16 protein-coding genes are annotated in these 17,978 nt (G+C 63.0%); 9 read left to right on the top strand and 7 right to left on the bottom strand.

Annotated features, from left to right (window positions below):
• Positions 1-160: 160 nt before the first annotated feature.
• A complete protein-coding gene (gene lptE / locus JN279_RS06315) occupies positions 161-739 on the bottom strand; it encodes an LPS assembly lipoprotein LptE (RefSeq protein ID WP_096451388.1) in 579 nt (192 codons plus the stop codon).
• Positions 726-3,350, bottom strand: coding sequence for a leucine--tRNA ligase (gene leuS / locus JN279_RS06310; protein WP_202352321.1), 2,625 nt, complete (start codon positions 3,348-3,350; stop codon positions 726-728). Before leuS ends, lptE begins: the two co-directional genes overlap by 14 nt.
• 156 nt (positions 3,351-3,506) lie before the next feature.
• On the opposite strand from leuS, the gene JN279_RS06305 reads away from it, so the two are divergent.
• The 4 genes from JN279_RS06305 to JN279_RS06290 all read left to right on the top strand — a co-directional run bounded on the left by JN279_RS06305 (position 3,507) and on the right by JN279_RS06290 (position 6,130).
• A complete protein-coding gene (locus JN279_RS06305) occupies positions 3,507-4,169 on the top strand; it encodes a YggS family pyridoxal phosphate-dependent enzyme (RefSeq protein WP_202352320.1) in 663 nt (220 codons plus the stop codon).
• Positions 4,170-4,222: 53 nt separating this feature from the next.
• A complete protein-coding gene (locus JN279_RS06300; protein WP_096451394.1) occupies positions 4,223-4,477 on the top strand; it encodes a type II toxin-antitoxin system Phd/YefM family antitoxin in 255 nt (84 codons plus the stop codon).
• Between the two features lie 149 nt (positions 4,478-4,626).
• Positions 4,627-5,676 (top strand): aldo/keto reductase, encoded by a 1,050-nt coding sequence (locus JN279_RS06295; RefSeq protein ID WP_202352319.1) that lies wholly within the window; start codon positions 4,627-4,629, stop codon positions 5,674-5,676.
• 112 nt (positions 5,677-5,788) lie between these two features.
• A complete protein-coding gene (locus JN279_RS06290) occupies positions 5,789-6,130 on the top strand; it encodes a hypothetical protein (protein WP_202352318.1) in 342 nt (113 codons plus the stop codon).
• Positions 6,131-6,168: 38 nt separating this feature from the next.
• On the opposite strand, the gene JN279_RS06285 is transcribed toward JN279_RS06290, so the two are convergent.
• Complete coding sequence (locus JN279_RS06285) at positions 6,169-6,879, bottom strand: neutral zinc metallopeptidase (protein ID WP_210347618.1); 711 nt, start codon at positions 6,877-6,879, stop codon at positions 6,169-6,171.
• Between the two features lie 137 nt (positions 6,880-7,016).
• A complete protein-coding gene (locus JN279_RS06280; protein WP_202352316.1) occupies positions 7,017-7,922 on the bottom strand; it encodes a LysR family transcriptional regulator in 906 nt (301 codons plus the stop codon).
• A 140-nt stretch (positions 7,923-8,062) separates the two neighbouring features.
• Here JN279_RS06280 and JN279_RS06275 point away from each other — a divergent pair, with 140 nt between their 5' ends.
• Complete coding sequence (locus tag JN279_RS06275; RefSeq protein ID WP_202352315.1) at positions 8,063-9,244, top strand: MFS transporter; 1,182 nt, start codon at positions 8,063-8,065, stop codon at positions 9,242-9,244.
• Positions 9,245-9,303: 59 nt separating this feature from the next.
• Positions 9,304-10,338, top strand: a complete 1,035-nt coding sequence (locus JN279_RS06270; protein ID WP_096451406.1) for an aldo/keto reductase — start codon at positions 9,304-9,306, stop codon at positions 10,336-10,338.
• A gap of 160 nt (positions 10,339-10,498) precedes the next feature.
• Here JN279_RS06270 and JN279_RS06265 read toward each other — a convergent pair whose 3' ends face one another.
• Positions 10,499-10,771, bottom strand: coding sequence for an usg protein (locus JN279_RS06265; protein WP_096458115.1), 273 nt, complete (start codon positions 10,769-10,771; stop codon positions 10,499-10,501).
• Between the two features lie 303 nt (positions 10,772-11,074).
• On the opposite strand from JN279_RS06265, the gene acs reads away from it, so the two are divergent.
• The 3 genes from acs (at position 11,075) to JN279_RS06250 (ending at position 14,764) form a co-directional block, all read left to right on the top strand.
• Positions 11,075-13,030, top strand: coding sequence for an acetate--CoA ligase (gene acs / locus JN279_RS06260; RefSeq protein WP_096451408.1), 1,956 nt, complete (start codon positions 11,075-11,077; stop codon positions 13,028-13,030).
• Positions 13,030-13,779 (top strand): MOSC domain-containing protein, encoded by a 750-nt coding sequence (locus JN279_RS06255; RefSeq protein ID WP_202352314.1) that lies wholly within the window; start codon positions 13,030-13,032, stop codon positions 13,777-13,779. The genes acs and JN279_RS06255 overlap by 1 nt, the downstream gene beginning before the upstream one ends.
• Positions 13,780-13,945: 166 nt before the next feature.
• The gene (locus tag JN279_RS06250; protein ID WP_202352313.1) at positions 13,946-14,764 is read left to right on the top strand and encodes a sugar phosphate isomerase/epimerase family protein; all 819 of its coding nucleotides are present in this window, start codon (positions 13,946-13,948) and stop codon (positions 14,762-14,764) included.
• Between the two features lie 15 nt (positions 14,765-14,779).
• Here the strand turns inward: JN279_RS06250 and JN279_RS06245 are convergent, their stop codons facing one another.
• Positions 14,780-16,042 carry an SAM-dependent methyltransferase gene (locus JN279_RS06245; protein WP_096451414.1) on the bottom strand — a complete coding sequence of 421 codons (1,263 nt, stop codon included), beginning with the start codon at positions 16,040-16,042 and terminating at the stop codon, positions 14,780-14,782.
• Positions 16,043-16,439: 397 nt separating this feature from the next.
• On the bottom strand, positions 16,440-17,864 hold the full coding sequence (locus JN279_RS06240) for a pilus assembly protein TadG-related protein (protein WP_202352312.1): 1,425 nt from the start codon (positions 17,862-17,864) through the stop codon (positions 16,440-16,442).
• Between the last annotated feature and the right edge of the window lie 114 nt (positions 17,865-17,978).

The raw sequence follows: 17,978 nt of genomic DNA, 5'->3' as shown, positions 1-17,978 counted from the left end.
GTGTGGGATCCGGATTCGAGCAGCCAATCGTCATTCGGCGATCACCGCGCCATCCAATACGTCGAGCTAAAAAGGTGAGCTGAAAATAGGGTGCTCGGCCGCTGCGGGGCGGCCGGGCACCAGGATCGAAAGGTCGTCTTCCGTGAAACGAAAAGCGGCGCTAGCTGGCCGCCTTGCCGTGCCGGACCAGATCCTGGGCGATGGACAGCTGCAGGGCCTCGGCCAGTTCGCGCGCGGCGCGATTTTCGGCGTCGATCTGCGCCCGGTACGAGGCAAATTCCTGGCGCGGCCTGTCGAAGGACGAGGTGATCGCGCGCTTGCCGACCGTGATGACGGCACCGGTTTTCATATCGGTCAGCGTATAGCTGGCGTTCAGCGTCACCGAACCGGCGGTGGGCTCGTCTTCGTCGGTTCCAACCTGCACGAGCGCCGCCGAATCGACGGCTTCGGTCACGGTGAGATCGAGCGAATAAAGCGGCGAGGCCGGTTCGCCGGCGCCACGCCCAAAGCCGAAGATCAGATTGTTGCGCACCTGCTGGGCATAACGCGTCTTGACCGGCTTGATGGCGATCGACGCCAGTTCGGTATTGGCGGTCGAGCCCGTCGACAACGGCGCGTTGGAATAGAGCGGCCGCACCGTGCAGGCCGAAACCAGCGCAAGCGCGCCGACAAGGCCGGCAAGCGCAACGCGGCGCAGCAAACGGCTCAGCTCTGTCTTTTCCCGATCAGGCAACGACATTGACGATCCTCTGCGGCACGATGATCACCTTGCGCGGAGCCTTACCTTCGAGCGCTTTCTGCACGAAGTCGAGAGCCAATACCGCTTTTTCGACCGCACCTTGGTCCGCGTCGCGGGCAATTGTCAAATCCCCCCGCTTCTTGCCGTTGACCTGCACCGGATAGGTCACTTCGTTGTCGACGACCAGCGCCGGATCGAAGACCGGCCACGGCCGTTCGGCGACCAGATCGGTGCCGCCGAGCGTCTCCCAGCACTCTTCGGCCAGATGCGGCATGACAGGCGCGATCAGATGCACCAGGATCTCCACCGCCTGGCGGCAGGCGCCTTGCAGTGCCGGATCGGCCTTGCCTTCCGCCACCTGGTTGAGCGGCGTGGTCAGCACGTTGGCCAGTTCATAGATGCGCGCGATGGCACGGTTGAAGCCGAGCTTCTCGATGTCCTCGCCGACCGCTTTCAGGATCTTGTGCGTGGCCTTCGAGACCGCTCCCGCCTCACCAATGTTTGCCGCGGCAGGCTTGACGCCTGCCAGCGTCTCGGCCGCCGTCGACACCAGACGCCAGATGCGCTGCATGAAGCGGTGCGCGCCGGCGGCGCCATCATCGGTCCATTCGACATCGCGCTCGGGCGGCGAATCCGACAGCATGAACCAGCGCGCCGTGTCGGCGCCGTAGCCGTCGGTGATGTCTTCCGGGCTCACCGTGTTCTTCTTCGACTTCGACATCTTCTCCAGCGGGCCGATGGTGACAGCCTCGCCGGTGGCGATGTCGAAGGCCCGGCGTTCGCCGTCGACGCCCTCCAGCCGCACCTCGGTCGGCGCCAGCCAGCGGCCGTTCGAAGCCGATCCGACGCGATAGGTTTCGTGCACCACCATGCCTTGCGTGAACAGGCCCTTGAACGGCTCGGCCAGGTCGACATGGCCGGTCTCGCGCATGGCGCGGGTGAAGAAGCGCGAATAGAGCAGATGCAGGATCGCGTGCTCGATGCCGCCAATATACTGGTCGACCGGCAGCCATTCGTTGGCCGCCTTGGGATCGGTCGGCTCATGCGCCCAGGGCGCGGTGAAGCGGGCGAAATACCAGGACGAATCGACGAAAGTGTCCATCGTATCGGTCTCGCGGCGCGCATCACCACCGCATTGCGGGCATTTCACGTGCCGCCAGGTCGGGTGCCTGTCGAGCGGATTGCCCGGCCGGTCGAAATCGACATCGTCCGGCAGCTTGACCGGCAGGTCGGTCTTGGGAACCGGCACCACGCCGCAATCCTCGCAATGGATCATCGGGATCGGGCAGCCCCAGTAGCGCTGGCGCGAAATGCCCCAGTCGCGCAGGCGGAAATTCACCTTGCGCTCGGCCATCGGCCGGTTGCCGATCGTTTTCTGCTCCAAGAGCTTCGCCACCTCGTCGAAGGCGCGATCCGGCTTCATGCCGTCGAGGAAGCGTGAATTGATCATCACGCCGTCGTCGACATAGGCCTCCTCGATGATCTGGAAGGTCTTCGCATCGCCGCCTTCCGGCATCACCACCGGGATCACCGGCAGGCCGTATTTGTTGGCGAAGTCGAGATCGCGCTGATCGCCGGACGGGCAGCCGAAAATGGCGCCGGTGCCGTATTCCATCAGCACGAAATTGGCGACATAGACAGGCAGCGTCCAGCTGTCGTCGAACGGATGGACGACGCGGATGCCAGTGTCGAAACCCTTCTTCTCGGCCGTCTCCAGTGCGGCCACCGAGGTGCCCATATGGCGGACCTCGTCGATGAACTTCGCCAGCTCCGGATTGGTCTCGGCGGCCTTTTTGGCCAGCGGATGATCGGCGGCGACGGCCATGAAGGAGGCGCCGAAGATGGTGTCGGGCCGCGTCGTATAGACTTCCAGCTCATGCTCGCCGGCAACGTCCGACGCCAGCGGCCAGCGGATCAGCAGGCCTTCCGAACGGCCGATCCAATTCTGCTGCATCAGCTTCACTTTTTCCGGCCATTCGTCGAGGCCGTCGAGCGAATCCAGCAGGTCCTGCGCATAGTCGGTGATCTTGAAGAACCACTGCGTCAGCTCGCGCTGTTCGACCAGCGCGCCCGAGCGCCAGCCGCGCCCGTCGATGACCTGTTCGTTGGCGAGCACCGTCATGTCCTCCGGGTCCCAGTTGACCTTGGAGGATTTGCGCGTCACCAGCCCCTTCTCGACGAAATCGAGGAACAGCATCTGCTGGCGGTGGTAGTAATCGACATCGCAGGTGGCGAATTCGCGTGCCCAGTCCAGCGACAGGCCCATCACCTTGAGCTGCTCGCGCATGGTGGCGATGTTCTGGTAGGTCCATTCCTTGGGATGGACCTTGTTCTGCATCGCCGCGTTCTCGGCCGGCATGCCGAAGGCGTCCCAGCCCATCGGGTGCAGCACGTTGAACCCTTTGGCCCGTTTGTAGCGCGCCACCACGTCGCCCATCGTGTAATTGCGGGTATGGCCGATATGGATGCGCCCCGACGGATAGGGGAACATCTCGAGCACGTAGTATTTCGGCTTCGGGTCGTCATTGCGCGCTTCGAACAGCTTCTTCTCGGCCCAGGCCTTCTGCCATTTGGGTTCTGACGCGCGCGGATTGTATCGTTCGGTTGCCATGGGACGTTTTTCACTTAAAAGCAGGCGCGAACCGCGGGCGATCGGCTGTGCGGTTCAGGGAATGTGGTCCGGGTGTTCACCATGGTTTGGCAAACCCGTCAACCATATGGGCATCGCGACGGCTAAAAACGCGGGTCAAAACAGCGGGATTTGCATATGGGTGACACCGTTCAGCAGTTTTTCGCGGTCAACGCGAAGATCGCCGCCGCCGAACAGGAAGCCCGCCGCGAGGCCGGCGCGGTGACGCTGGTGGCCGTCTCCAAGACCTTTGCTGCCGCCGACATCCGGCCGGTGATAGAGGCCGGCCAGCGCGTCTTCGGCGAGAACCGCGTCCAGGAAGCGCAAGGCAAATGGCCTGATCTGAAGCAGGCTTTTCCTGACATCGAGCTGCATCTCATCGGTCCGCTGCAGTCGAACAAGGCCAAGGAGGCGGTGGCGCTGTTCGACGTCATCGAGACGGTCGACCGCGAGAAAATCGCCGCCGAACTCGCCAAGGAGATCGCCAGGCAAGGCCGCGCCCCGAAACTCTATGTCCAGGTCAACACCGGTTCGGAGCCGCAGAAGGCCGGCATTGAACCTCGTGACGCGGTGGCCTTCGTCGCCCGCTGCCGCGATGTCCACGGCCTCGCCATCGAAGGCTTGATGTGCATCCCGCCGGCCGACGAGAACCCCGGCCCGCACTTTGCCCTGCTGGAGAAACTGGCGCGCGAGGCCGGCGTCGAAAAGCTGTCGATGGGCATGTCCGGCGACTATGAGACGGCGATTGCCTTCGGCGCCACCAGCGTCAGGGTCGGTTCGGCGATTTTTGGTAGCCGATAGTCCCTCTGCAGAGTCTGGTATATGCTTGCTAAGCCATTCAGCGAGCAGTCCTCATGAACTGGGATATTCAGAGCGCAAAGAGCGATCTCTCGAAGCTGTTGAGACAGTTGCGAGAAAAGGGACCGCAAACCATTACCGTGCATGGAAAGCCGGCTGCCTTCGTCCTGGCTGTTGAGGACTATGAACGGTTGATCGGGGCAAAACCCTCGCTTGGGCAATATCTTCTTTCCGGTCCCGGGTGGGATGAAGACTTCGCCGAGAAGGTCAATCGCCGCTCAAACACGATGATCCGAGCCATCGATCTCTGACAAATTCTGACACCACCATCGGAAATGCAGCGGTAGTGACGATCGATCGGGGATGGTCCAGCTTGAAAGGTTCATTGCGCCACCGCTGGAAACGAAACGTTCCGTTCCTATTTGTTTTGTGTCCTCACAATTCTCCTGGAGCCTTCACCATGCGCTACAACCAGCTTGGCAATACGGGGATGTTCGTCTCCGAACTGTGCCTCGGCACCATGACCTTCGGTGCCGCCGGCGAAAATGCCCAATGGGGCCTGATCGCCAGCCTCGACCAGAAGGGCGTCAATGAGATTGTCGGCCGCTCGATCGCCGCCGGCGTCAATTTCTTCGACACGGCCGATGTCTACTCATTTGGCCAATCCGAACGTTTGCTCGGCCAGTCGCTCAAGGACCTTGGCGTCGCCAGGTCGAGCGTGGTCATCGCCACCAAGGTGCATGGCGCCATGGGCCAGGGCCCGAACGAGCGCGGCTCGTCGCGCGGCCACATTATGGATTCGGTCGATGCCAGCCTCGAACGGCTGCAGCTCGACCATATCGATCTCTACCAGCTGCACGGCACCGACGCGGTGACGCCGATCGACGAGACGCTGAGGGCGCTCGACGATCTCGTTGCCAGCGGCAAGGTCCGTTATGTCGGCGTGTCCAACTGGGCGGCGTGGCGCATCGCCAAGGCGCTCGGCATCGCCGACCGTAAGGGTTTTGCCCGTTTCGAGACCATCCAGTCCTATTATTCGATCGCCGGCCGCGACCTCGAGCGCGAGATCGTGCCGCTCATCAACGAGGAGAAACTCGGCCTGATGGTGTGGTCGCCGATGGCCGGTGGCCTGCTTTCCGGCAAATACGGCCCCGGCGCGCCCGGCAATGGCGAGGGCCGCCGCGCGTCCTTCAACTTCCCGCCGGTCAACGAGGATCGTGCCTGGGCGGCCGTCGCGGTCATGCGCGAGATCGCGAAAAAGCATAATGTGAGTGTCGCCACCGTGGCGCTCGGCTATGTCCTGGCCAAGTCCTTCGTGATGAGCGTGATCATCGGCGCCAGCCGCATGGATCAGCTCGAACAAAACCTTGCCGCGGCTGAAGTGAAGCTCGATGCGGATGATCTCGCCAAACTGGACGAGGTCAGCGCGCTGCCGGCCGAATATCCCGGCTGGATGCTGGAGCGCCAGGCAGCTGGCCGCCGCCCAGCGCCGTTCACGCCGAAAGCGTAACCGGCTCCACACGATTTAAAGAAAGCCGCGTGTCCTTCGGGCACGGGGCTTTTTCGCGCTTCGTCAAGCCGAACTGTCGCCTTGTACCGGACGCAGGTTCGCAGCTACCATCATGACGCCGGAGCAGCATACCGGAATGTCAGGGGCGATGATGGCGCTATCCGCCGAGGAATTTCGAGACAGGATCATCGCGATCTTGGCTGATCGCCAGGCAGCGGCTTCCGCCAGCCCTTACGATTGGAAAGTCTGCGTCGGAGCCGTCAGTGCCGCGCGAGGCGAATTTGAAAAGGTCGCCGTCGCCGGTACGGCGCATGACTACGCAGCCGCCGTGATTGCTCATTTGGAGCGGCTGCGGGACGCGTATTATGACCCGGATGGGGAATACACGTCCGGGCGATCGGACATCGGCACCGTCATTGAAAAGATCAGGAAAGCCTTGAAGGCTATCACCTGATGATGGCGCACCTCACCCGGAGTTGGATAGACTCGGTATTAAAGCGGATTGGCAAAAGTATTGCAGTCCGCGATCGCTTTTCCGGCAAGGCCCCGATCAAACCAGCGGATCCTCTGTTCTGAGGTGCCGTACCTCTTGGCCGTCGAATTTCCGGAGGCATTGGCGGCCCGATCGTCTCCAAGAGATCGCAGCAGTTCTCTGGCTTGGGCCAGATCGGTGCCTTCCAACAACCCCTTGTCCTGAACGTAGCGGCTCCACAGTCCGGCAAAACAATCGGCCTGCAGTTCGACCTGTTCCGACCGGATGATGGCGGCTTGCTGGTCACCGTCGGCGACAAGCTGCTGCGGAACGGCCGAGATGTTCTGCACGTGGTACGCAACCTCCCGGGCGACAATCAACGCCTTGGCGAAATCTCCGGTCAAACCGACCTGTCGAAGCTCGGGGAACGCCGGATCGAGATAAATCCTGTGGTCTGCCGCGCAGTATGATGTCCCTGAAACGGCACCGCATGCGGTGGCGATGAAGCCGGTGAACAGCACCAGCTTAGGCTCCTCGTAAGTCGATCCGCCGGCTTTGAAGGTGGCGCCCCAGAAATCCTCCGTTTCCGCCAGAACCACCGAGACAAGCTGCTTGACGTCATCATTTCCGGCGTTTGCGGCAGGCACGGCTGTTATCGAGGCCTCGGCTGCCTCGGAGATCGTTGGGGCATGCAGCCATGTCGCGATGGCTAGCAGGGATGCCGTGACCAAGGACAAGCGGACCAAATCACGCCTCCTGAATTGCCAACGCTTTCGGTGCCTGGGCGCGAAGCGCCTGCTATGACCGGGCAGGAATCCATATCCTGCCCCTGCTGGGTTGTCGAACGGACCTTGAAAACCGCGCTTCGTCAGAGCCGCACGGTCTCGGCCAGGAAATCGAGAAAGGCCCGGACCCGCGCCGGCAGGTGGCGGCCCTGGCCGACATAGACGGCGTGCGTCGCCTCCTCGTCGCCCGGATTGAAATCCTCCAGCAGCGCCACCATCCGTCCGGCAGCGATATCGGCCGCGACATGCCAGCGCGCCAGCCGGGAGATGCCCGTCCCGGCCAGCGTCATCAGCCGCATCGCCTCACCGTCGCTGACCAGCGTATTGCCGGTGATCGGGACCATGACCGCGCGGCCCTCCGCGTCGAGGAAGGGCCAGCCATCGATATGCCTGACGAAGCCGAAGCCCATGCGGTTGTGGCTGTCGAGATCGGCCGGCGTCAGCGGCGTGCCATGCGCGGCAAGGTAGGACGGTGCCGCAACCACCACAACCGGGCTTTGCCCGAGCTTGCGCGCCACCAGCCGTGATTCGCCGAGCGGCCCGGCGCGGATGGCGACATCGGCGCGTTCGGCCATCAGGTCGATGACGCTGTCGGTCAGCACCAGATCGACCGATATTTCCGGGTAGCGCTCAAGGAAGCGCGGCAAAAGTGGGATCAGCCGGTGCACCCCGAACGGCACGTAGCTGTTGACGCGCAGCCGTCCGCGCGGCGCGGCACCCGCCGCCGCCTCGCGCTCGGCAGCCGCCATGTCGGCCAGGATGCGCAGCCCGCTCTCGTAGAAGGCGGTTCCCTCGGGCGTCAGCTGCAGCTTGCGTGTCGAGCGGCTGACCAGCCGCGCGCCAAGCCGGGCTTCCAGCCGCGCGATCAGCTTGCTCACCGCCGACGGCGTCATGCGCAATGCGCGTGCCGCGGCCGAGAAGCTGCCCGCTTCGACGACGCGCACGAAGACTTCGATCTCGCCGGAGCGGTTAATGTCGGGTCTGGCCATCTGTGAATCTATTTCACAGAAAATATGCCTTGATCAAGTCTGGTTCACAGTGCGTGGCGACACGATCTTCCCGGTCTGGGCGCGGGTTTGGACAAGGCGCTCGTCGCCTTAACGACCCGTCTTGGAAGTGGAAAACCGCCATGCCTCTTGCTCTTTATGCCCTCGCTGCCGGCGCCTTCGGCATCGGTGTCACCGAATTCGTCATCATGGGTCTTTTGCTCGACGTCAGCAAAGACCTCGGCGTCTCGATCTCGGCCGCCGGCCAGCTCATTTCGGGCTATGCGCTGGGCGTCGTCATCGGCGCGCCGCTGCTCACCATCGCCACCGGCAACTGGCCGCGCAAGACCGTGCTTCTGGCGCTGATGGCAATCTTCACCATTGGCAATCTCGCCTGTGCGCTGGCGCCCGACTATTGGACGCTGATGGGCGCTCGCATCATCACCGCCTTTGCCCATGGCACCTTCTTCGGGGTCGGCTCGGTGGTCGCCACCGGTCTGGTCGCGCCCAACAAGAAGGCCTCGGCGATCGCGCTGATGTTTACCGGGCTCACCATCGCCAACATCCTCGGCGTGCCTTTCGGCACCTGGCTCGGCCAGGCCTTCGGCTGGCGCGCGACCTTCTGGGCCGTGACCGCGGTCGGCCTCGCGGCCTTCGCTGTCATCCTGGCCCTGGTGCCCCGCAGCCAGGCAGCACCCGAGAAGAGCGACCTGCGCGCCGATCTTGCCGTGCTGCGCCGCACGCCGGTTCTGCTCGGCCTCGCCACCACCGTGCTCGGCTACGCCGGCGTCTTCGCTGTCTTCACTTACATCGCTCCGCTGCTGACCGAGATTAGCGGCTTCAAGGAAGCCGCCGTGTCGCCGATCCTGCTCGTCTTCGGCGGCGGTCTCATCGCCGGCAATCTCGCCGGCGGCAAGGTCGCCGACCGCTGGCTGGTGCCGGCGGTGCTGGGCAGCCTCGTGGTGCTCGCCCTGGTGCTCGCGACCATGAGCTTTGCCATCCACAGCCAGGTGATGGCCGTGATCTATGTCGGCCTGCTCGGCGCCGCTGCCTTCGCCACCGTGGCGCCGCTGCAGATGTGGGTGCTGGACAAGGCGCAAGGTGCCGGCCAAAGCCTCGCCTCGTCCTTCAACATCGCCGCCTTCAATCTCGGCAACGCCGCCGGCGCCTGGCTTGGCGGCGCGGTCATCGCCCATGGCATGGGGCTGGGTTCGCTCACCTGGGTCGCCGCTCTGCTGCCGGTCGCGGCGCTTGGCGTCGCCGGGCTGGCCCTGCGCCTCGACCGCACCAACGCGCTCGGTGCGCCTGTCTCCGTTCGGCCCTGACGCTCGTCGGCGGACCGGATTTTTTCGACACCTCTTTCCAAACCACCAGGAGTAAGAAAATGGACTATCGACGTCTCGGCGCATCGGGCCTGAAGGTCCCTGCACTTTCCTTCGGCGCCGGAACCTTCGGCGGTTCCGGCCCGCTGTTCGGCGCCTGGGGCAACAGCGACGCCAAGGAAGCGCGGCGGCTGGTCGACATCTGCCTGGAGGCTGGCGTCAATCTGTTCGACACCGCCGACGTCTATTCGAACGGCGCCTCGGAAGAGGTGCTCGGCGAAGCCATCAAGGGCCGGCGGGACGCCGTGCTGATCTCGACCAAGACGTCCTTGCCGATGGGCGACGGGCCGGCCGACTACGGCTCTTCCCGCTCGCGGCTGATCAAGTCCGTGGACGCCGCGCTGAAGCGCCTCGGCACCGACTACATCGACCTGTTGCAACTGCACGCCTTCGATGCCGGGACGCCGATTGAAGAAGTCCTGTCGACGCTGGACGATCTCGTGCGCACCGGCAAGCTGCGCTATGTCGGCGTCTCCAATTTTTCAGGCTGGCAAGTGATGAAGTCGCTGGCGGAGGCCGACAAGCATGGCTACCCGCGCTACGCCGCGCATCAGGTCTATTATTCACTGGTCGGCCGCGACTATGAGTGGGAGCTGATGCCGCTCGGCCTCGACCAGGGCGTCGGCGCGCTGGTGTGGAGCCCGCTCGGCTGGGGGCGGCTGACCGGAAAGATCCGCCGTGGCCAGAAGCTGCCGGAAAAGAGCCGGCTGCATGACACGGCTGATTTCGGTCCGCCGGTCGCGGACGAACATCTCTACCGGGTGATGGATGCGCTGGACGCGGTGGCTGATGAAACCGGCAAGACCGTGCCGCAGATCGCCATCAACTGGCTGCTGCAGCGCCCGACCGTTTCCTCCGTCATCATCGGCGCCCGCAACGAGGAACAGCTGAGGCAGAACCTCGGAGCCGTCGGCTGGTCGCTGACGCCGGAACAGATCAAAAAACTGGACGCAGCAAGCGAAGTGACAGCGCCCTACCCGTATTTTCCGTACCGCCGCCAGGAAGGTTTTGCCCGGCTGAACCCGCCGGCGGTGTGACCACCGCGCGCCAAAGTTAAGGCGTGTCGAGATTCAGGTCAGGCCGAGTCGAGAATGGTGGCTTCCGAGATCCGGAGCGGAGCGTACTTTTCGTACGTGAGCACCGGAAGCGCAGGAAGCCGCCATTCGCAGGCCGGCCTCACCTGAATATCGGCACGCCTTAGTGCAGCACGAACTCCCCATCCACCTTCCGCCACTCATTCGGCGCGATCAGCTTCTGGTGCGTGTAGACCACCGAGTGCAGCGGCCCGTCCAGCTTGGCCTTCCAGAATTCGATGAATTTGATCAGCACCGGAAACTGCGGGGCGATGTCGTAGTCCTGCCAGATGAAGCTCTGCAGGAGGTGCGGGTGGTCGGGGAAGTGATAGAGAATCTTGGCCGTGGTTAGGCCATAACCCCTAAGCATCAGGTCCATTTCGGCATGGTCGCGCATTGCGGTCCCCAGGTTGATTAACCTCGCCTCCCAACGCAACATTGTGCGCGCCGTTGCTTAACTGTCTATTGATTTTTCCTGATCGAAACAGGGTTTTCGACGCGAAAACATACAGTTAGCAGCGACCCAAACCGAGTGCTGACAACGTATGGCGATGCCCCTGCGGCATCCCGCCGCGCGAATCCAACGTCTAATGTTGCCGTCACGGCGGAACTGGTAATAATGCCGCCGAATTCGCGGCCGCTTCGCCGCGATCCCGCCGGCGTTTCAAGCCGGCGGATTGGTTCGGGAGGAAAACCAGAAATGTCCGAGGTTCATGTCCATCGCGTCCAGCCGGCGTGGAAGAAGAATGCGCTGATCGACAATGACACGTATCTCAAATGGTACGCCGACAGCATCAAGAACCCGGACAAGTTCTGGGGCAAGCACGGCAAGCGCATCGACTGGTTCAAGCCCTTCAGCAAGGTCAAGAACACCTCCTTCGACGGCAAGGTCTCGATCAAATGGTTCGAGGACGGGCTGACCAATGTTTCCTACAATTGCATCGACCGCCACCTGAAGAAGCGCGGCGATCAGACCGCCATCATTTGGGAAGGCGACAACCCCTACGACGACAAGAAAATCACCTACAACGAGCTTTACGAGCATGTCTGCCGGCTCGCCAATGTGATGAAGAAGCACGGCGTCAAGAAGGGCGATCGCGTCACCATCTACATGCCGATGATCCCGGAAGCCGCCTATGCGATGCTGGCCTGCACGCGCATCGGCGCCATCCATTCGATCGTCTTCGGCGGCTTTTCGCCGGATGCGCTCGCCGGCCGCATCGTCGACTGCGAATCGACCTTCGTCATCACCGCCGATGAGGGCCTGCGCGGCGGCAAGTCCATCCCGCTGAAGGAGAACACCGACAAGGCCATCGACATCGCCGCGAAGAACTTCGTCATGGTGAAGAATGTCCTCGTCGTGCGCCGCACCGGCGGCAAGATCGGCTGGGCGCCCGGCCGCGACGTCTGGTATCACGACGAAGTCGCGACGGTGAAGGCGGAGTGCAAACCCGAGAAGATGAAGGCGGAAGACCCGCTGTTCATCCTCTACACCTCGGGCTCGACCGGCAAGCCGAAAGGCGTGCTGCACACCACCGCCGGCTATCTCGTCTATGCCTCGATGACGCACCAATATGTCTTCGACTACCATGAAGGCGACATCTACTGGTGCACCGCCGATGTCGGCTGGGTGACCGGCCACAGCTATATCGTCTATGGTCCGCTCGCCAACGGCGCCACCACGCTGATGTTCGAGGGCGTGCCGAACTACCCGTCGCAGTCGCGCTTCTGGGAAGTCATCGACAAGCACAAGGTCAACATCTTCTATACCGCGCCGACCGCGCTGCGCGCGCTGATGGGCGCCGGCAACGACCCGGTGAAGAAGACCTCGCGCAAATCGCTGCGCGTGCTGGGTTCGGTCGGCGAGCCGATCAATCCGGAAGCCTGGGAGTGGTATTTCAGCGTCGTCGGCAACGGCAAGGTGCCGATCGTCGACACCTGGTGGCAGACCGAGACAGGCGGCATCCTGATCACGCCGCTGCCGGGCGCCACCGACCTCAAGGCAGGCTCGGCGACGCGGCCCTTCTTCGGCGTCAAGCCGCAACTGGTCGACGGCGAAGGCAAGGTGTTGGAAGGGGCGGCCGACGGCAACCTCTGCATCACCGATTCCTGGCCGGGCCAGATGCGCACCGTCTATGGCGATCACGACCGCTTCGTGCAGACCTATTTCTCCACCTACAAGGGCAAGTACTTCACCGGTGACGGCTGCCGCCGCGACGCCGACGGCTATTACTGGATCACCGGCCGCGTCGACGACGTCATCAACGTCTCCGGCCATCGCATGGGCACGGCCGAAGTCGAATCGGCGCTGGTCAGCCACGACAAGGTCTCGGAGGCCGCCGTCGTCGGCTATCCCCACGACATCAAGGGCCAGGGCATCTACAGCTACGTCACCCTGATGAAGGGGGTGGAGCCCACCGAGGAGTTGCGCAAGGAGCTCATCGCCCATGTTCGCAAGGAGATCGGCGCCATCGCTTCGCCCGACAAGATCCAGTTCTCGCCCAGCCTGCCCAAGACGCGCTCGGGCAAGATCATGCGCCGCATCCTGCGCAAGATCGCCGAGGACGATTTTGCCGCCCTCGGCGACACCTCGACGCTCGCCGATCCGGCCGTCGTCGACGACCTTATTGCCAACCGGCAGAACAAGAAGGGCTGATGGCAGGCGAAGCTGTATTGGGCTCTGTCAGCCAGCTCTGGCGCTATCCCGCGAGCTCGCTCGCCGGCGAGCGCCAGGACGCCATCCTGGTCGGACCCGCAGGCATGGCGGGCGACCGCATGTTCGGCCTTGTCGACACCTCGGGCAATGAGATCGCCCGGCCCGACCGCGAAGCGAAATGGCACAAAGTGCCGCGCATCCGCACCCGGCTGGCCAATGACCGCGACCTGGAGGTCGCCGTCCCTGACGGCGACTGGCTGAACGCCCCCAGCGCCGAATGCGACCACGCCATTTCGGCCTATCTCGGCTTCGCCGCCTCTATCCGGCCCTTCGGCCGGGAGAATGCGCCGCCGGCCTATGCCGGTCCGGTCACCGCGGCCCGGTATACCAAGGCGCCGGTCCACCTTTTGACCACGGCTTCGCTGGCGCGGCTGAAGGCGCTGCATCCGGAAGGTGCCGCCGACCCGCGCCGCTTCCGCCCCAACATCGTCGTCGACATGGCGGCGGTGGAAGGCTTGTTTCCCGAAACCGAATGGATCGGCCGCAAGCTCGCCATCGGCGACTTGCTCCTGACGATTTCCGAACCGTGCCGCCGCTGTGGCTTCACCATCATCGCCCAGGACGGCTTCGAGCACGATCCCGGTATCCTGCGCAATTTGGTGCGCCACAACGCCCACAATCTCGGCGTCTATTGCACGGTAGACCGGCCCGCCCGCGTCGAGGTCGGCGCACCGATGCGCTTCGTCTAAATCATACCGCCAACGCCGCGCCATATAGCGACGGTATGATCTCTGCACCTCCCTGCAAGCTTGGTGCAGCGTGTAATACGCCTGACAGAAAACGGCGTCATACAGCCCCCCGGGGGCGATCCGTCCTGCTGCCCGACATCTTGAAATCTCACCGATCGGAGTCCCGATGACCCCTCTGCCCATTCTCGGCGCCGCCATGACACTTGACGACCTCGAGATCCATCGCGACTGGCTCTTCGAAAAACAGCGTGACCTGGAATTGCAGAGCTTTGCCGAGGCCAGTGTTCTCAACGGCGACTGGGCACCGCTCGCCGAGCGAGCCAGAAAGCTCCTCGACGGCCATCGGGGACGGCTTGGAATTCACGGACCTTTCTGGGGCTTCACCATTGCCTCGCAGGACCCCGATATTCGCGATGTCGTCAGCAAGCGTCTGGTCCAGGGCATCGAGGTCTGCGCCGCCATCGGTGCGACGCAGATGGTTGTTCACAGCCCCTATACGACCTGGTCCTATAACAATCTCGACAACAATCCCGGCGAGCGCGAGAAAATCATCGACTATTGCCAGCTCACTCTACGTGATGCCGTCAGGCGGGCCGAGGACATCGGCTGCACGATGGTTCTGGAGAACATCGAGGACAAGGACCCGCATATCCGCGTGGTATTGGCCGACAGCTTCAACTCCCCGGCGGTCGCCGTCTCGATCGACACTGGCCATGCCTATTATGCCCATGGTTCGACCGGTGCGCCGCCGGTCGATTACTATGTGCATGCCGCCGGCAACCGCCTGCGTCACGTCCATTTGCAGGATGCCGACGGCTACGCCGATCGTCACTGGAGCCTCGGCGAAGGCACGCTTCCATGGCGCTCGGTCTTTGCCGCGTTGGCGAAGCTCGAAAGCAGTCCGCGCCTCATCATCGAGATCAGGGACAAGTCCAAGATCCCGGCCTCGGCGGCCTACATCGCCTCACTTGGCATCGCCGAGTAAGGCGCGAACTCCCGGCTACCGATAAAGGTCGGCCCGTGTCGGCGGCAGGCCGCTCGGCCCCCGCGCGCGCTTGGTGACGACGGTCTGGAAAATCTGCGCCGAGCCGCGATCGAAGGTGATCGAACAGCCGGTGAGGTAAAGCAGCCACAGCCGAGCCTTGGGCTCGCCGACCTCGGCGGTCGCCTCTTCGAAACGCGCCTGCAGGCGCTCGGCCCACAGCCTGCAGGTGCGGGCATAGTGCTCGCGCAGATTCTCGACATCGGCGACGAGGAAGCCGTGCGCCTCGAGATTGCCGAGCGTCATGCCGATCGTGTCGACCTCGCCGCCGGGGAAGATGTATTTAATGAGCGCCTTGTACTCCGCGCCCTTGCGCAAAGTCTTGCGCGTGCCACCCTTGCCGCGCCTTGTGATGGCGTGGTGCAGATAGATGCCGCCCGGCTTCAGCAGGCGATGGACGGTCGAGAAATAGGTGGCGTGGTTGGCGAGACCGACGGCCTCGAACATGCCGATCGACGAGATCTTGTCATAGCTGCCGTCGAGCTCGGTGTAGGATTTTATGTCGATGGTGATCCTGTCCTCCAGCCCCTCGGCGCGGATGCGCTCGCGTGCCAGCCGGGTCTGTTCCTCCGACAGCGAGACGCCGTGGCCGATGGCGCCATAGTGCTTGGCGGCATGGATCAGCATGGCGCCCCAGCCGCAGCCTATGTCGAGCAGCCGGTCGCCCGGCTTCAGCCTGAGCTTACGGCAGATATGGTCGAGCTTGTCCTTCTGCGCCTGGTCGATGCCGTTGGCGAAATCAGTGAAGTAGGCGCAGGTGTAGACCATGCGCTCGTCGAGGAAGAGGCGGTAGAAGGCGTTCGAAATGTCGTAGTGATGTTCGATCGCCTGCTTGTTCGACCCGCTGACGAAGGGATTGCGTCCGGCCAGATCGGCCCGTTTCGTCATCTGCTTGCGCGAGAACAGGACGGCGGGCAGGTCGCGCAGGATCGCCAGTTTCGGCAACGCCTTCAGCCTCAGCTTTCCCTTGGACGGCAAGGCGTAAAGATCGAACAGCGATCCGTCTTCCACGTCGATCGTCCGGGAAATCCACATCTCCAGCAGCGTCGTGAAATTCGGCCGGCGGGCCAGCTGCCAGACAATGTCCTGATCGTTGATGGCAAGCACCGGACCGCCGGCGGGACCGATCCGCTCACCGGTCCACAGCTTGACGGCAAAACCCGGTTTCAGCGCCTCGATCACGGTGCGAACGATGCGCGCGGCTCTCTCGGTGGCGTCCATGGTCCCTCCCGTGACCCGATAACGCCATGTTGTCCGTTTGGGCCTTGGATCGCAAGCCGAAGCACGCGGATCTGGCTGGGCGCCGTTTTATGGCGGGGCGCCTTTTTGTGCATGGCACTTGTCATTTGCTGCAACGCACCCCATCATGTCTGTGTGTTCAACAAATCGAAAGGAGGTGATCCGATGTCGAGTGATTTCGTTTTCCAGAACGTGGCCTCAGCGGATTGCACTTTCGGGAAGCAGTCTTCCCGTTAAGGCGCGAGATGCGCGGCAGGTAACCCGAAGGGGTTGCCGCCACAGGCCGCGCCATGGACGGAAACACGGAAGGCCGCCGGCTTCGAAAGAAGCGGCGGCCTTTTCCTTTGGCCATTGCGAAAGACCAGCTGGTGTTCAAAATTCACTTGGCGATGGTCAGCCGCTCGATGTTCTGCACGATGGCATTGAACGCGTCGTTCAACTCGGAACCCGTGGCCGCCTCGTAATAGTGCTTTAGCGTGGACGTGTCCGCGGTCGAGCAATCCTGGAGCACGCTCTTCGCCTGATCCCGCTCGGTCGAAGTCATAGACGGATCGTCGAGGTCGAAGCCGATGGTGAAGATCTCGATGCCGTCGCGCTTCATGTTGTCGCAGATGTTTTCGGCATTGCTTCGCGACATCTGGCCTGCATTCTGCGATCTGGGCGCGCCGCGTCCGCCGGCAAAGGCCGTGTTGAACTGGCCGTCCGTCATCAGGATGGCGACCTTGCCGACTTTCCTACTGTCAAAATTGGCGGGGCCGGCACCCAGCCTGGCGTCGACGATCGTCGAGCGCCAGTTGGGTGAAAGCATGTAGTAGCCCCATTGCACGGCAATGCCGCCTGCGGTCACGCCACCCGCCTTGAAACTCGCAATGGTGTTCAGCAATTTCTGCTTGTCGGCTGAGAGCGGAATGAGCTCCGGCTTCGGACAGCTTCCCATACGATCGTCACGATTGATCTTGGCGAGATAGGTCTTGCCCTGGTTGTTCAGGCGCGGCGCCGACGGCCCGTCGGACGAATAATCGGCATAGCCATCCTTGTCCTTGCGCTCGGTGGCACAATTGTCGGGCCGCGTGGGCACGGATGAGTCCACCTGGATCGGCGTATCCACCGGTGGCGGCAGATTCGAGCCTCCTGGCTGCTCAACGAAAACGCTGTCCGCGAGGCCGCCTGTATTCACCGCCTCGGCATAGGGAACAATGGCCACGCGCACGCGCGGATTCTTTGGATCGATGTTGTTGTCCAGCAGGTCCTCGACAGCCGCCGAAGCGGCCGTTTGCAGGTCACCGATCTTGTCGGTCTTGGCCCACCAGTTGGCGGCCATCGATCCGGTCACATCGAGCATCATCGCCACTTCGATGGTCTTGTCCGAATAAAGCGATGTTGTCGACGCGGTGACGCGCTTCGTGTCGCCCATGCCGAAGACCGGGAAGAACACGGCGACATCGACGTGGACGTCCGCCTGCACCGTGTTGGCGGTCCTGTCGACAACAAGCTTGTCGAGCACGATCTGGTCGGGTTGCAGAATGCCCGCCATGCTGTTGGCCACGAGAAAGTTCTGCACCGCCTTGCTGGCATCGGCTTCCTTGATGACCCCGGTCGTCAGGTCGCGCGCCGTCGATGTCACCGCGGCGTCGACGACGCCCTGCAGGCTCGATTTGGCGTTGTAGAGCTGCGAGATGTTGACCGAGAAGCCGGCGGCCAGCGCCAAGACCGAGGCAGCAAAGCCGAACAGGATTGTGAAATTTCCACCGCTGTGTCTGGCGAACCCGCCGACCGCGTGAACAAGACCCCCGTAATTTCGCATCCAACAGCCTCCGCATGCCTCGGCCTCGTCGCCGCAGTGAGGGCAATGCAGGATTCCGGCCGGAAGCCGCTCGTCGGGCGCCGGAACTAAGCCCTAGACAATCAATCTGTTGTT

Source organism: Mesorhizobium sp. 113-1-2 (assembly GCF_016756475.1).
Classification (GTDB): Bacteria; Pseudomonadota; Alphaproteobacteria; order Rhizobiales; family Rhizobiaceae; genus Mesorhizobium; species Mesorhizobium loti_C.
Note: the sequence above shows the minus strand (reverse complement) of the source record. Positions and strands in the feature narration are given on the sequence as shown.

What these genes read in the sequence shown, in the direction of transcription:
- lptE (WP_096451388.1), bottom strand. Translation starts at nt 739, where the DNA reads ATGTCGTTGCCTGATCGGGAAAAGACAGAGCTGAGCCGTTTGCTGCGC.
- leuS (WP_202352321.1), bottom strand. Translation starts at nt 3,350, where the DNA reads ATGGCAACCGAACGATACAATCCGCGCGCGTCAGAACCCAAATGGCAG.
- JN279_RS06305 (WP_202352320.1), top strand. Translation starts at nt 3,507, where the DNA reads ATGGGTGACACCGTTCAGCAGTTTTTCGCGGTCAACGCGAAGATCGCC.
- JN279_RS06300 (WP_096451394.1), top strand. Translation starts at nt 4,223, where the DNA reads ATGAACTGGGATATTCAGAGCGCAAAGAGCGATCTCTCGAAGCTGTTG.
- JN279_RS06295 (WP_202352319.1), top strand. Translation starts at nt 4,627, where the DNA reads ATGCGCTACAACCAGCTTGGCAATACGGGGATGTTCGTCTCCGAACTG.
- JN279_RS06290 (WP_202352318.1), top strand. Translation starts at nt 5,789, where the DNA reads ATGACGCCGGAGCAGCATACCGGAATGTCAGGGGCGATGATGGCGCTA.
- JN279_RS06280 (WP_202352316.1), bottom strand. Translation starts at nt 7,922, where the DNA reads ATGGCCAGACCCGACATTAACCGCTCCGGCGAGATCGAAGTCTTCGTG.
- JN279_RS06275 (WP_202352315.1), top strand. Translation starts at nt 8,063, where the DNA reads ATGCCTCTTGCTCTTTATGCCCTCGCTGCCGGCGCCTTCGGCATCGGT.
- JN279_RS06270 (WP_096451406.1), top strand. Translation starts at nt 9,304, where the DNA reads ATGGACTATCGACGTCTCGGCGCATCGGGCCTGAAGGTCCCTGCACTT.
- JN279_RS06265 (WP_096458115.1), bottom strand. Translation starts at nt 10,771, where the DNA reads ATGCGCGACCATGCCGAAATGGACCTGATGCTTAGGGGTTATGGCCTA.
- acs (WP_096451408.1), top strand. Translation starts at nt 11,075, where the DNA reads ATGTCCGAGGTTCATGTCCATCGCGTCCAGCCGGCGTGGAAGAAGAAT.
- JN279_RS06255 (WP_202352314.1), top strand. Translation starts at nt 13,030, where the DNA reads ATGGCAGGCGAAGCTGTATTGGGCTCTGTCAGCCAGCTCTGGCGCTAT.
- JN279_RS06250 (WP_202352313.1), top strand. Translation starts at nt 13,946, where the DNA reads ATGACCCCTCTGCCCATTCTCGGCGCCGCCATGACACTTGACGACCTC.
- JN279_RS06245 (WP_096451414.1), bottom strand. Translation starts at nt 16,042, where the DNA reads ATGGACGCCACCGAGAGAGCCGCGCGCATCGTTCGCACCGTGATCGAG.
- JN279_RS06240 (WP_202352312.1), bottom strand. Translation starts at nt 17,864, where the DNA reads ATGCGAAATTACGGGGGTCTTGTTCACGCGGTCGGCGGGTTCGCCAGA.